The sequence below is a fragment of the Parasaccharibacter apium genome (genome assembly GCF_002917995.1).
In the GTDB taxonomy this organism is placed as follows: Bacteria; Pseudomonadota; Alphaproteobacteria; order Acetobacterales; family Acetobacteraceae; genus Bombella; species Bombella apis.
Window position 1 is genome coordinate 80,352 of record NZ_LMYH01000017.1, and the last position, 13,255, is coordinate 93,606.

A 13,255-nucleotide genomic window follows, 5' to 3' on the forward strand; every position below is an offset into this window, starting at 1 on the left:
GGGGCATGGCCCCATGACAATCAGGTCATATGGAGAGGATGAAAGCAGTGAGGGTATTTCTTCCTTGGCAGATTGAGTGTCGGAGAGCCTCCTGTAAGGAATTGCTCTGAGGATGCGGGGATATACCCTTAACTGTCAAGAAAAATTAACAGGACCTAGGGTGTCCCCTGTCTGGACATACGCAGGAAAGAGGGATAATCCCCGTACCATGTCTATTGAATCGTTGTTGTCGCATCTGGATTCCCTTCTGGCGGCCCAGGGATTGTCCGACAGGCGGGCCTGTCTGAAAGCCCGTGAGATCAATCCTGCTGTTGGTGTGGATTTTTTGCGGGACATGCGTCGGCGCAAACATCTCCCCCGTACGGACAAACTGGCAGCCCTGGCCCAGGTGCTGGGTGTGCCGGTTGGTCCGCTGGTAGCAGAGATCAGCAGGTCTGAAGAGCAGAAGACAGTCGAACAGCCAGCGCCGTCTCCTAATCTGCCTGTTTCGCAGGTGCAGGTCTGTGGTGAGGTGCAGGCCGGGGTCTGGAAGGAGGCACATGAATGGCCTCTTCCAGACCAGTATGCGATCACCATTCCTTACGATGCAGCCTATCCCGGTCTGAAGCGATACGGGTTGATGGTGAAGGGGCAGTCCATGAACCGTGTGTTTCAGGATGGTTCGGTGGTTATCGTCATCAATTTTTCCGAGCTGGGACGCCGGCCCCGTAATGGGGATTATGTGGTCGCCATGCAACGTTCCAGAGTGTCGGATGGTTTCGAGGCCACCATAAAGGCGGTTCAGGTCAAGGAAAGCGGACAGATGGTTCTCTGGCCCCAGAGTACCGAGCCGGAGTTTCAGTCACCGATCATCCTGCCTGCACCGGGTGATACGGTCTGCCACAGCGCTGCTGAGAGCCCGGATGTAACCATCCTTGCGCTGGTTGTCGGCAGTTATGTGCCGATGCCAACGGCATCTTTTCAGGGATCGTGAGAGGGGCTGAGGCAGGCATGTCCCATCCGGCGGGGTTGGAAAGGGTAAAAGAGGGTAGGGCTGATGACGCTGCGAGGCGGATCCTGCATGTGGACATGGATGCGTTTTATGCTTCCATCGAGCAGCGAGACAATCCGGCTTTACGGGGCAGGCCAGTGGCTGTGGGGCGTGGGTCAGGTAGAGGTGTCGTGGCCGCTGCCAGTTATGAGGCCCGTGTCTTTGGTGTACGTTCCGCTTTGCCCTCGCACATGGCACTGGAACGTTGCCCGGAGCTGATCTTCGTTCCTCCCCGTTTTGACGTCTATCGTGCTGTCTCGGCTCAGATTCATGCCATTTTCCGGCATTATACGGCGCTCATACAGCCGCTGGCGCTGGATGAGGCCTATCTGGATGTTACGGAACAGTGGCCTCCTTATGGATCTGCTACAGCCGTTGCTGAAGCCATCCGGCGGGATATTCGGCAGCAGACAGGGCTGACGGCTTCAGCGGGGGTATCGTATAACCGTTTTCTGGCCAAACTGGCTTCGGGGCAGCGAAAGCCCGACGGGCTTTTTGTGATTTCTCCCCGGCAGGGCGCTGCTTTCGTGGCGGATCTGCCTGTGGAGAAATTCCATGGTGTGGGGCCGGCGACCACGCGGCGGATGCATGGTCTGGGAATCCACACGGGAGCGGACCTCAGAAAATGGACAGTACCGGAGTTGAGGCAGCATTTTGGCAGTTCAGCCCAGTTCTATCATGATATCGCCAGAGGTCAGGATCATCGCCCGGTAGAGGCCAACCGGCCCAGGAAGTCATTGGGAACGGAGACAACCTTTCCGCATGACGTGGCTGAATGGGACAGGCTGGCAGCGACGTTGAAAGCGATTGTCAGCAAACTGGCTGCTGGCTGTGCGCAGAAGCGCCTTGCCGGACGGACCGTTACGCTCAAGTTGCGCTATGCCGGATTTCATACGGTAACCCGGGCTCGCTCAATGGCTTTCCCTGCCGCCGATGAGTGCGTATTGCTGCCAGTGGCTCTGGAAATTCTGCGCAGTTTCTTTCCGCTGGACCGGCCAGTGCGACTGCTGGGACTGACCATTTCCTCGCTGGTGTCGTATGAGGACCGTTCCCTGCCGGTACAGATGGGTCTGTTTGAGCAGACTGTCTGATCTCCCGGGAGTGCATGGAGAATGGCTTGCCTGATCTTTCGGGAAGAGCGAGGATGAATGAACCGGCGGCACTGGCTGGTGGTCAGTGCCGTGTCGCCCAGAATCAGGGAGGGAACATGAGTGATTTTCCCAAGGATGCTGCATCCTGTGTACAGCTGAATGATGGTCATGCCATGCCGTGGATCGGGCTTGGTGTTTGGGAAACACCGCCTGATGAAACAGCTGATGTTGTCAGAACAGCCATAGAGCTGGGCTACAGGGCCGTGGATACGGCCCGGCTGTATCGCAATGAGGCGGGAGTTGGCGAGGGGCTGAAAGGGCACCCCGCCATGTTTGTCACAACCAAGGTCTGGAATGACGAGCAGGGTTATGATTCGACCCTGAAAGCTTTTGATGAGAGTGCCCGTCTGCTGCAGCGTGATGTGGTGGATCTCTACCTCATTCATTGGGCAATGCCGCAGCAGGGACTGTATGTGGAGACGTGGAAGGCTCTGATCGACCTGCAGAAACAGGGGCGTGTCCGGTCTATCGGCGTGTCCAATTTTGAGAAAGATCACCTCCAGCGAATCATGGATGAGACAGGTGTTGTGCCTGCCGTCAATCAGATCGAGATTCATCCTTTCTTCCAGCAGGAGGAGTTGCGGGCTTTTCATAAAAGCGTGGGAATTCAGACCGAAGCGTGGCGTCCTCTGGGCAAGGGGACTGTACTGAACAACGAGCTGATCGGTGATATTGCCAGACGCCACGGCAAAAGCCCGGCACAGGTGATTCTGCGCTGGCACCTCCAGAATGGGGTGATCGTGATTCCCAAATCAGTTCATCGGGAGCGCATGGCAGAGAATCTGGACCTGTTCGATTTTGTCCTGCCCGAGCAGGAGATGGCGGCGATCGCCACGCTCCATAGGGCGGATGGCCGCATGGGAGAGAATCCGGCGAATCCGGTATTCGGCTGACATGGAAAAGGCGCATCCTGTTTGTGGGATGCGCCTTTTCCTGTTTCCGGGGATGCTCGGGCGTGTCAGATATCGAGAAGATTGACCGACTGGGCCTGCTCCTGAATGAACTGGAAGCGCAGCTCAGGCTTGCGGCCCATGAGGCTCTCGATCCGTCTGCGGGTCATCAGGTTGTCTTCTGTCGGGACGGTTACACGCAGGAGTGTGCGGCGTGCAGGGGACATGGTGGTTTCCTTGAGGTCGGAAACCGGCATTTCCCCCAGCCCTTTGAAGCGTGAAATTTCAACTTTGGCATTGGGCTTGAAGTCCGTCTTCAACCTGCGGTCACGGTCGAGGTCGTTCATGGCGTAGACGGTCTTGCTGCCATGAGTGAGCCGGTAGAGTGGTGGCTGCGCCAGGTAGAGGTGCCCCTGTCGGACGAGGTCCGGCATCTCCCGGAAGAAGAAGGTCATCAGCAGGGAGGCGATATGGGCGCCATCCACGTCAGCATCTGTCATGATGATGATGCGGCCATAGCGCAGTTTTTCAAGGTCGAGAGTCTTGCCAAAGCCACACCCAAGTGCCTCGATCAGGTCTTTCAGCTCCGTATTGGCCAGCAGTTTTTCCTGTGTGGCAGAGGCGACATTGAGTATCTTGCCCCGCAGGGGCAGGACGGCCTGTGTTTCCCTGTCACGGGCCTGACGGGCAGACCCCCCGGCTGATTCGCCTTCCACGAGAAAGATCTCCGTCTCATGGGCATTGCTGCGAGAGCAGTCTGTCAGCTTGCCGGGCAGACGCAGGCGCTTTGTCGCCGTTTTGCGGGTTGTTTCACGGGCTTCACGGCGGCGCAGGCGTTCTTCTGCCCGTTCGACCATATAGCCGACCAGACTGTCAGCCTGCTGGGGATTGCCCCCCAGCCAGTGGTCGATCCGGTCCCGCAGGGCACCTTCCACGAGGCGACTGGCCTCCTGTGTGGTCAGCCTGTCTTTTGTCTGTCCCTGGAATTGTGGGTTGCGGATGAAGACGGACAGACGGGCATTGATGGTGCCCAGCACATCTTCCGCCGTGATGGTGCTGGAACGGCGAATCTTGCGCTGGTCCCCCCAGTTGCGGAAGCCTTTGACGAGTGCCGCTCGCAGGCCGTTCTCATGGGTGCCACCCTGTGGTGTGGGAATGGTGTTGCAGTAGGAAATGAGAGCGCTGTTTCCCTGGTCGAGAAAGGCAACAGCCCACTCGACACGCCCACCGGGTTGGCCATCGGCAGCCACAGGCAGCTCAGCCTCACCAGCCCAGAGGGGGGTAAGCAGGGCAGGTGAGGGACCAAGATCAGCCGTCAGGGCATCTTCCAGACCATTTGGATAGGCGATGACAGCTTCGGCTGGTGGAGCATGGTCCCCTTTCAGAAGTTCCGGGGCACAGGACCATGTGATGCTGACCCCCCGGAACAGCGCTGCCTTGATCTGGCACTGGCGGTACAGGCGGGCCGGGGAGAAATGCAGGGGGCCGAAAATGTCACTGTCCGGGGTGAAACGCACCATCGTGCCACGCCGGATGGCAGGTTTTGTGCTTTCTAGCGTACTGGTTGGCAGACCACGGGAGAAAGTCTGTCGCCATCCCTTGCGGTTGCGGTAGACCTCGACTTCCAGATGGGAGGCCAGTGCGTTGACGACAGAGCTGCCCACACCATGCAGACCGCCTGATGTGGCATAGGATTTGCCAGAGAATTTCCCCCCCGCATGGAGCGTGGTGAAAATGACCTCAAGGGCTGATTTTTTCGGGAAGCGGGGATGGGGGTCAGTCGGAATCCCACGGCCATTGTCACGGACCATCAGGGTGTGGGCGTCTTCCAGACAGACCTCGATGGTCGTGGCATGACCCGCCACGGCTTCATCCATGGCGTTGTCAATGATTTCGGAAGCAAGATGGTGGTAGGCCGCATCGTCCGTACCCCCGATATACATGCCAGGGCGACGGCGTACGGGCTCCAGTCCTTCAAGGACCTCAATGGCCCCGGCATCATACTGTTCAGCTGGCTGTACATGGGAGGGGGCAGGTGTGGAACCCTGCTCGAACATATCGGCCATCCTGTGATCCTGTCTGTCGGGGCGTGGGGAGGGGCGGGAGGTCAGCCCCGGCGCCTGCGGCGGCTCGTGGCCCGGTGGGGAGGCTGGGGTGCCGTGCAGCTTTCGTAGGAAGAAGGCTGAACAATATCCTTGGCCTCGGCATAATGGGCGAGATCGCTGTTCGAATCGTCCAGCGCCTCGATCTCGTCATACATCGGCACACGTTGGGCACAGAAGGCCGTACCGGACTTCAGCCCCCCCAAGGACTGCACATCCGCCAGCTGCGTGATGTAATCATCATGTTTTTTCTGTGCTTGGCGGCCAAATGTCCGGTGGAAATAGGAATCCAGCCGTCTTTCCGATTCTGTCAGGATGGGGCGGAAGCGTGTGATGAACTGGTTGTAACGGTCCTGCGTCTGGCAGGAGAGAGCCGTCACCATGAGTTCCGATTTCAGACCAGCCAGATTGAAGGCTGAATGGTCTTCTGCCGAAGAGTGGCAGGCTGCTGCCCATGAGGCAGGGGCAATGGCAAAAAAAGCCGCAGTGGCAAGGGCCAGTCCAGTCCTGGAGAAGGACAGGCCGTAGGACAGAAGAGACATATGAAAACTCCCGCTGACAGGTTCTCTGCCTATATCATGGTCATTTGGGAAAGTCTGCCCTGAGACGGGCAATTCTTTGGTGGATATGGCCGTGTAATGATGAAGGAAACGTTAAACATAACTGACAGAGAAAGAAATATGGAAGACCTCATTCTCATGATGGTGCTGAAAGCGTATCGTGCGTTCTGAAAACTGGCGGATTGCGGGCAGGGGCCTGGATGCGCCTTTTTTATCTGTTTTTAGTTTTCTCTGGAGTGGACTGTGCAGCAGAGCAGTTTTCTAGTGCGGGCAGGGGTTGTCGGTGCAACTCTTCTGGCCCTTGGCGGGTGTGTCGGCCAGCAGTCAAGGGGGCCGAGTGGCATCGAGATTCCTCCCAATCCTTTTGCCAACGAGAAGCGGGCTGCTCATTGTGAGGTATCGCCTGTGCAGACAGACGCCACGGGCCGCATGAGTGTGAGCATGACGGTCAGCGCTGGTGATGGCGGTACCTGCCCGTTTTCCATCAGCAAAGGGGGTGGAGGCAGTTACGTGTCTTTTGGTGTGGTTCCTCCGCCGGAGAATGGCAGGGCCTTTCTGTATAATTATGATAATCGCACATATGTGGAATACACCCCTGCGGCGGATTACAAGGGGACTGACGGCTTCACCGTGGAGCTGATTCCTGCCCATGCACAGCCACGCCGTCAGCTTCAGGTCCGTGTGCAGGTCGAGCCGGCTGTCGTTGCAGCTGCCCCTGCCCCCTCTGAGGAACCGGGCAAGAAGATGGCCGAATCAACTGAGAAAAAGACGCCTCAGGCTGTCCATCATGCGACCTCCCGAACGGTGCATCATGCCGTCAGCAGGCACGCTCCGGCAGCCAAGACGAAGTAACAGGGCGTAGAGACCTGTCAGAAAAAACGGGCCGGACACGTATTCAGTGTGTCCGGCCCGTTTTTTGAGAGAGCACATCAGGATGTCTGACCGGCAGGCGAAGGCCGGTCAGACTCTGAAGTACCTGTTTACTGGAAGTCGATTTCCACCCGGCGGTTCTGCGGTTCTGCCGTACCGGGGCGGGTGGAGACCAGTGGCTTCGAATCACCAAAACCGTGAACCTCGATGACGCCAGCCGGTACGCCATCGCGGATCAGCTCTGCCTTGATGGTCTGCGCACGGCGGAGAGACAGGGCCATGTTGTAGGCTTCAGCCTTCCGGCTGCCAGGACGGACAGCTGAAGAATCGGCATGGCCATTGACCTGGATCCGGGTGAACTGGGCTGATGTGGAGTTGCGGGCAGCTGTTTCCACGATGGCCCGCGCCCGGTCGGACAGGTTGGCACGATCCCAGTCGAAGAACACCAGATAGGTGCGGACGGGGGCAGGTGCCGGGGTGGAGAGGGTGGGGGCCTGTGTCGGTGGCGGCGGAGCCGGGTTGAACTCATAGCGCAGCCCGAGCATCAGGGAATGGTTGAAATCTGTCCGGCTGCCACGCTTGCCGCTGACGGGTCCACTGTCGGGGGCAGCGATGTTGTAGGATGCTGTCGTGAAGTGCCTGTGGCGGCCCGTGATGGTGTAGAAGCGATATTCCATTGTGGTGGAAAGGCCAACAACCCATGGCACGGGCAGTGAAACACCAAAGATGCCCTGATAGGCAAAGCCGCCTGCGCTGTCACGGGTCCGCTGCCTGTAGCCCCTGTCTGCGCCTGTCCCCTGGATTCTGGTGTTCGTGAACTGGCTTCCATAACCGATACCAGCCCCGAAATAGGGGTAGATCCAGTTCTGGCCGATATCCATGTCAAACAGGGCATTGGCCATGCCCCCGTATTTCTGCTGGTGACCATGGGCTGTGCTGCTGAAGCCGGGGGAATGGAACCGGGAAAGGCGGTTGTTGCGGTAGTTGCCCTCCACTTCCACACGGAAACCGTTCCCCAGTCCCCAGCCGATGCTGCCCAGCCCGGTGATGCCTGTCGCAAAGTCGTCCCGACCATGCGCAAAGAGCTTCGTGTGGGGATTGACGGTCTGGGACTGGTTGAAGCTCGCCCCCGCTGCCCCGCCGACATAGAGGCCACGGACAGGCTGTGCCCGGGCCGCACCAAACGCCATGACTGACAGGCAGGCGGCACAGGCGCTGCGGGCCAGCAGTGATGTAATGGAGGGGCGTGCGGTCATGTAATTACTCTCCAGCCAGACAGGTGGCTACCCTTTTCACTGAAAGTGACAGTAAACGCAATGGATTGCCGGGACATACCTGTGCCGTTTGCGTCTGAATCGGGAAAAGATGTGTCCTATGTGTTACAGGTGGATGAGGCGTCGGTCGGCCCCCGGGGAACATGGGGCTGGTCAGTCTTCATGGCTGAAGCGGCGTGTGGTGATGTCATGCTCCAGCGGGTGGGTGCTGTCCGGGACATCAACTTCCATGATCCAGAGGTCAGGGTCGTACCGTTTCTGCCGTTCCAGATAGGCATTGGCCTGCATCATGGCACTTTCCGTGTCGCTGTCCTCAAAGGTCTGGCGCAGCCATGTCGCACCCTGTTCCCGTAATATGGCGATGCGTCCATCCCGGCCATTCAGCATGATGAAGACACTGCCAGCATCTTCGTCACCTTTACGGACCAGAACGGCCATCAGGCCATTCTGGTTGAGGTGCCTGAGGGTGGCACGGACCCAGAATCCGGTTTTCAGGCCATGGAACATGAGTCCGGTCTCCCTGCCAGATGGTGCATAGTCGTCATGGGGTGGTGTTGGCCGCCGGGTGAATTGCCGTGTTGTCCGGCAGATGCAGGAGGGCAGCACGATAGGTGTGGGGGATGATGAAAAGTGCCAGAGCGGCGGAGATGTCGGTCGGGCTGGCAGCGGCAGGGGGGCAGACCTGTCGCAGGGCACGCCGTGCCGCCTCCGGGCTGTCTGTGTGGATGAGGCGGGACTGGCGCAGGGCATCGGTCATGAGGGACTGGTCAGCACGAAGCGCTGCCAGCTGGTCCCGGAGGGAAAACTGTCCCTGGGGGCTTGTGCAGAGCTGGGGCAGGACACCAAGGTCCTGCAGGGCCCAGCCTTGGGGAGCGGTGATGTGTGCCCATGTCAGGGACAGGTGCCCCCCGTTGGGCAGGGTGGAAGAAATCTGGACCATGCCTTTGCCAAAGGTGCTGCTGCCAGTCACAACGGCCCTTTGCTGGTCGGCCAGCGCTGCTGCCAGAACTTCGGCTGCACTGCCCGTATCCTGGTCAACCAGCAGGGCCAGCGGGGTATTGTTGGTCAGATCTCCGCCCTGGATGCTCCAGACGTGATTGGCCTCCGCCGCCCGTCCTTCGGTCGTGGCGATCACGCCGTGGTCGAGGAAGAGCGCCGCCGTCATGACCGCCTGTTGCAGGATTCCTCCATGGTTCCCGCGCAGGTCCAGCACGAGGCCGGGCAGGGTGGGTGCTGGTGGGGTCCGGCCGTCTGGAGGGTGGGGCAGACTGCTATTTGGGGGTGTTTCTGGCAGGAGCGTGGAAAGATACTGGCTGACCTCTTCGGCCGTCCGGCTGGAAAAATGGGTGACCCGCAGGATGGGGAACCGCCCGGCCTGTTCAGGGAAGACACTTTCTTCTGCCATGCGCCCACGGGTGAAATTCCTGATGAGATGATGTCCGTCCTGGGTGCGGAATTCCAGCTCCACCGTACTGCCAGCAGGGCCAGTCAGCATGGCCTGGAGGGCGGGCAGGGCCATCTGGCGTGTGCTCTGGTGGTCGAGGCTGGTCAGGCTGTCTCCCGGTATGATTCCGGCATCCCACAGAGGGCTGTCGAGGTTGAGGGCCGCCACGACAGGGAAATGGGCTCGTGTCCGGCGGAGGGTCAGCCCGACGCTTGCTGCGGGTTCGGGTGGGGGCTGGGCAGGGGTGACGGCATCAGACTGGCTGGGCGGCGGTGGAGGAGACTGATAGCGGGAATAGGGGTCCAGCCTGGCCAGAAGGCCATTGAGAAAACGGCTCAGCAGGGTTTCATCATTCATGAGCTGGTAGGATGGCACATCACGTCGCAGGAGCGTGATGAGCTGGAGGCTCAGATGGCTCCAGCCGGTCACGTCGTCCTTGTCGGGTGTCCGAACAGACAGCAGAGGGTGCCTGTCATGGAGCAGGCTCATGTGAGCCGGGCTGAACATGGTTCCGGGCTGGACGGCGAGGGTGAAGCTGGATGATGGCGCCTGCCCATGGTCCGGCTGTTGTAAAGGCTGGGGGACTTCCAGCAGGGCCTGCATCCCCCAGAGGCAGAGTTCCTGCGGTGTGTGCGGGGTCAGCGTCCGGGGAAGCATGAATGTAAGGGCGGTTGATAATGTCAGCTCTGCCAGCCGGTCTTCATCCGTGAATTCCGGGAGAGCCGGAGCGGTGGGGACGGGGGTGGGTCGGGAGGAGCTGCCTGTCCCTGCGGGTTGGGATGTTGTGGTGGCGATGGATCCGACCGGGGTGGAGGAGGGTGTTCCAGGGCGGCCGGCAAAATGGTGGAGCAGCCGGCTCCAGAAAGGATGGGCCTGAACAGGCTGGGCGATGGCAGAGCCGACTGTCAGCACGCCGGACAGGGCAACCCCGGTGAAGGCTGTGCAGACGGGACGCAGGAGGCGAACTGGCATCATGAAGGCGATGGACCGGACTGGTAAGAAAAAGGGAAGATGAAAAGCCGGGACACTGTCACATGGTTTCTTTCGGGGACAGAGGCCGGGCAGGGCGGATCGTGCCCGTCGCGGGCCGGGGGCGTGCCATCATGGAAGACACATCCCCCGCTATTATGCCGCATTCATGGAAGAAGGGAAATCAGAAAGGAAGGTCATCCTTGCTGATGGGCGCCTCTGGTGAGGTTTTGCTGCGGCTGCCGGTTTTTGTGGTTCCGCTTTTTGTCGTTTTGGCTCTGCTGGTTGCCTTCCCTGTCGCTGCCTTTTTGGTGGCCGTTTTTCTGGTCGTGCTCTTCGCCGTAGTGGTTTTTCTGGTCGTGGTCTTTTTGGCGGCCGTTTTTTTCGTGGTTGTCTTGCGGCCACCTTTCAGCGGTTTGCCTTTTTCATCCAGCAGGGTGAGGGCCTCTTCCAGCGTGACGTCATCCATCGAGTCCCCCTTGGGGAGAGTGGCAATGGTCTGGCCATGCTGCACATAGGGACCAAAACGTCCCTTGCGGACCATGACGACCTCACCATCCTTGGGGTGCGTACCCAACGTGCGGATGGAGGCCAGCTTTTTGGCCAGAGCATCAACGGCCCGGTTCAGGCCGATGGTCAGCACGTCATCATCCTTGCTGAGCGTGCCGTAGATGCTGCCCATCTTGACGAACGGTCCGAAACGGCCAAGACCGGCCGTGATCATCTCGCCCGTTTCCGGGTGGGGGCCAACCTCACGGGGGAGGGAGAGAAGGCCGATGGCTTCCTCAAGGGTGAGCGTTTCGCCGTTACGGTCCTTGGGGATGGTGGCCCGTTTTGGTTTGGCCTTCCTGTCTTCAGGGTCCGGCTCGCCACGCTGGACATACAGCCCGTAAGGTCCACGACGGAGGGTGATGTCCTCGCCCGTGGCAGGGTCATGGCCAAGCAGGCGCATACCGTCCGGTAGGGCAGTCTCCTCGCCATTATCAACCGCCAGGGGGCGGGTGACACGGCATTCCGGATAGTTGGAGCATCCCAGGAAGGCTCCATGCCGCCCCAGCTTGAGGCCCAGCCGTCCATCAGTGCAGGACGGGCAGCTGCGTGGATCACTGCCATCCGGTCGGGGTGGGAAGAAATGGTTGCCGAGGTCCTGGTCCAGCGCATCAATGACATCAGAGATTTTCAGGTCTTTTGTCTTGGCAACCGTGGCCGAGAAGTCGTTCCAGAAGGCGGACATGACATCATGCCAGTCAGCCCGGCCATCCGAGATGTCATCCAGCTGCGTCTCCAGCGAGGCCGTGAAGCCCGTATCTACATAACGCTGGAAGAAAGAGGTGAGAAAAGCTGTGACCAGCCGCCCCCTGTCTTCCGGCACGAAGCGTCGGGCATCAAGGCGCACATAATTGCGGTCCCGCAGGACGCTGAGGATGGAGGCATAGGTGGAAGGCCGCCCGATGCCGATTTCTTCCATCTTCTTGACCAGTGATGCTTCGGAATAGCGGGGAGGTGGCTGGGTGAAGTGCTGTTCGGCTGTCACGTCCTTCGTGCCCAGCTGGTCGCCTTCCTTCATGGCGGGGAGAAGACGGTTCTGGTCATCATCCCCGCCTTTTTCCTTGTCATCATGGCCTTCGATATAGAGCTTCAGAAAGCCGTCAAAGGCGATGATGGAGCCGGTGGCCCGCAGCAGGGTCTGCTCCTGTTCATCACCGATGGTGACGGCTGTCTGGTCCAGCTCGGCAGACTGCATCTGTGAAGCAACGGAGCGCTTCCAGATCAGCTCATAAAGGCGTTTCTGGTCCGCCGTGAGCACGGAGGCGACAGAAGAAGGTGTACGGGACACATCGGTAGGGCGGATGGCCTCGTGGGCTTCCTGTGCGTTTTTTGCCTTCGTGGTGTAGGAGCGTGGCTTGCCCGGGCAGTAATCTTTGCCAAAGGATGAGCTGATATGGGAGCGGATGGCCTGCACGGCCTCCGAGGCCATGGTGACGCCATCGGTACGCATGTAGGTGATCAGGCCGAACGTCTCGCCATTCAGGTCCACACCCTCATAAAGCTGCTGGGCGGTGCGCATGGTGGTCTGTGCACTCATGCCCAGCTTGCGGGAGGCTTCCTGCTGGAGGGTGGAGGTGGTGAAAGGCGGTGCCGGATTGCGGCGTGTCCGCTTCCGCTCGATCTTCCGTACGCTGAGGGCGGAGGAGCGGACCAGATCACGGGCCCTGTGGGCCATGTCCTCATTGGTCAGGGCGAACTGGTCGAGTTTTCTGCCTTCAAGATGGGTCAGTTTTGCGGTGAAGTCCGCCTTGGCGGGAGTTGTGAAGAGACCTTCCACACTCCAGTATTCCCGGGGTTTGAAGACCTCGATTTCCGCTTCCCGTTCGCAGATCAGCCGCAGGGCGACAGACTGCACACGCCCTGCACTGCGGCTGCCCGGCAGTTTGCGCCAGAGAACGGGAGACAGGGTGAAGCCGACCAGATAGTCCAGCGCACGGCGGGCCAGATAGGCATCAATCAGGGGGCGGTCCAGCGTACGGGGGGCCTTCATGGCCGCAGCGATGGCGTTTTTGGTGATCTCGTTGAAGGTGACCCGCTCAACCTCAATATCCTTGAGGAGCTTTTTTTCCTCGAGGGCACTGCGGACATGCCACGAGATTGCCTCACCTTCCCTGTCCGGGTCGGTGGCGAGAATCAGTTTGCTGGCCCCTTTGAGAGCCTTGGCAATGGTGGCAATCTGTTTCGAGCCACGATCATCGGTCTGCCACGACATGGCGAAATTCTCGTCAGGGCGCACGCTTCCATCCTTGGGAGGAAGGTCCCGCACATGGCCGAAGGAGGCGATGACGGTATAATCGCTGCCGAGATAACGGTTGATGGTCTTTGCCTTGGCAGGGCTTTCTACAACCACAACATTCTTCACTGCCATGAGTCTTTCCCGGTCTCTGGTGTCCTGGTGGTAAGGCTGTCTGGCCGA

The 13,255-nt window shown here is 59.6% G+C and carries 10 protein-coding genes; 4 read left to right on the forward strand and 6 right to left on the reverse strand.

Annotation, left to right across the window (positions count from 1 at the left end):
* Positions 1-208 precede the first annotated feature (208 nt).
* From ASO19_RS08615 to ASO19_RS08625, 3 genes are all read left to right on the forward strand, one after another.
* On the forward strand, positions 209-973 hold the full coding sequence (locus ASO19_RS08615; protein ID WP_166651630.1) for a LexA family protein: 765 nt from the start codon (positions 209-211) through the stop codon (positions 971-973).
* Between the two features lie 95 nt (positions 974-1,068).
* Positions 1,069-2,121 (forward strand): DNA polymerase IV, encoded by a 1,053-nt coding sequence (gene dinB, locus ASO19_RS08620; RefSeq protein ID WP_249079264.1) that lies wholly within the window; start codon positions 1,069-1,071, stop codon positions 2,119-2,121.
* A gap of 116 nt (positions 2,122-2,237) precedes the next feature.
* Positions 2,238-3,074 (forward strand): aldo/keto reductase, encoded by an 837-nt coding sequence (locus ASO19_RS08625; protein WP_043561701.1) that lies wholly within the window; start codon positions 2,238-2,240, stop codon positions 3,072-3,074.
* Positions 3,075-3,139: 65 nt separating this feature from the next.
* Here ASO19_RS08625 and ASO19_RS08630 read toward each other — a convergent pair whose 3' ends face one another.
* Positions 3,140-5,137, reverse strand: coding sequence for a DNA gyrase/topoisomerase IV subunit B (locus tag ASO19_RS08630; RefSeq protein WP_103765812.1), 1,998 nt, complete (start codon positions 5,135-5,137; stop codon positions 3,140-3,142).
* Between the two features lie 41 nt (positions 5,138-5,178).
* Positions 5,179-5,715: a hypothetical protein gene (locus ASO19_RS08635; RefSeq protein WP_081562618.1), complete on the reverse strand. Its 537-nt coding sequence runs from the start codon at positions 5,713-5,715 to the stop codon at positions 5,179-5,181.
* A gap of 261 nt (positions 5,716-5,976) precedes the next feature.
* Between ASO19_RS08635 and ASO19_RS08640 the strand changes: the two genes are divergently transcribed.
* The gene (locus ASO19_RS08640; RefSeq protein ID WP_146046939.1) at positions 5,977-6,585 is read left to right on the forward strand and encodes an Ig-like domain-containing protein; all 609 of its coding nucleotides are present in this window, start codon (positions 5,977-5,979) and stop codon (positions 6,583-6,585) included.
* Positions 6,586-6,713: 128 nt separating this feature from the next.
* Here the strand turns inward: ASO19_RS08640 and ASO19_RS08645 are convergent, their stop codons facing one another.
* The 4 genes from ASO19_RS08645 to topA all read right to left on the reverse strand — a co-directional run bounded on the left by ASO19_RS08645 (position 6,714) and on the right by topA (position 13,201).
* On the reverse strand, positions 6,714-7,859 hold the full coding sequence (locus tag ASO19_RS08645) for an OmpA family protein (protein ID WP_043561026.1): 1,146 nt from the start codon (positions 7,857-7,859) through the stop codon (positions 6,714-6,716).
* 171 nt (positions 7,860-8,030) lie between these two features.
* Complete coding sequence (locus tag ASO19_RS08650; RefSeq protein ID WP_103765814.1) at positions 8,031-8,384, reverse strand: DUF1491 family protein; 354 nt, start codon at positions 8,382-8,384, stop codon at positions 8,031-8,033.
* 34 nt (positions 8,385-8,418) lie between these two features.
* On the reverse strand, positions 8,419-10,296 hold the full coding sequence (locus ASO19_RS08655; protein WP_103765815.1) for a S41 family peptidase: 1,878 nt from the start codon (positions 10,294-10,296) through the stop codon (positions 8,419-8,421).
* 178 nt (positions 10,297-10,474) lie between these two features.
* Positions 10,475-13,201, reverse strand: coding sequence for a type I DNA topoisomerase (topA, locus tag ASO19_RS08660; protein WP_043561693.1), 2,727 nt, complete (start codon positions 13,199-13,201; stop codon positions 10,475-10,477).
* Positions 13,202-13,255 lie beyond the last annotated feature (54 nt).

Bases quoted from the DNA above. Each gene is read 5' to 3' on its own strand.
- ASO19_RS08615 (WP_166651630.1), top strand. From the start codon at position 209: ATGTCTATTGAATCGTTGTTGTCGCATCTGGATTCCCTTCTGGCGGCC.
- dinB (WP_249079264.1), top strand. From the start codon at position 1,069: ATGGATGCGTTTTATGCTTCCATCGAGCAGCGAGACAATCCGGCTTTA.
- ASO19_RS08625 (WP_043561701.1), top strand. From the start codon at position 2,238: ATGAGTGATTTTCCCAAGGATGCTGCATCCTGTGTACAGCTGAATGAT.
- ASO19_RS08630 (WP_103765812.1), bottom strand. From the start codon at position 5,137: ATGGCCGATATGTTCGAGCAGGGTTCCACACCTGCCCCCTCCCATGTA.
- ASO19_RS08635 (WP_081562618.1), bottom strand. From the start codon at position 5,715: ATGTCTCTTCTGTCCTACGGCCTGTCCTTCTCCAGGACTGGACTGGCC.
- ASO19_RS08645 (WP_043561026.1), bottom strand. From the start codon at position 7,859: ATGACCGCACGCCCCTCCATTACATCACTGCTGGCCCGCAGCGCCTGT.
- ASO19_RS08650 (WP_103765814.1), bottom strand. From the start codon at position 8,384: ATGTTCCATGGCCTGAAAACCGGATTCTGGGTCCGTGCCACCCTCAGG.
- ASO19_RS08655 (WP_103765815.1), bottom strand. From the start codon at position 10,296: ATGATGCCAGTTCGCCTCCTGCGTCCCGTCTGCACAGCCTTCACCGGG.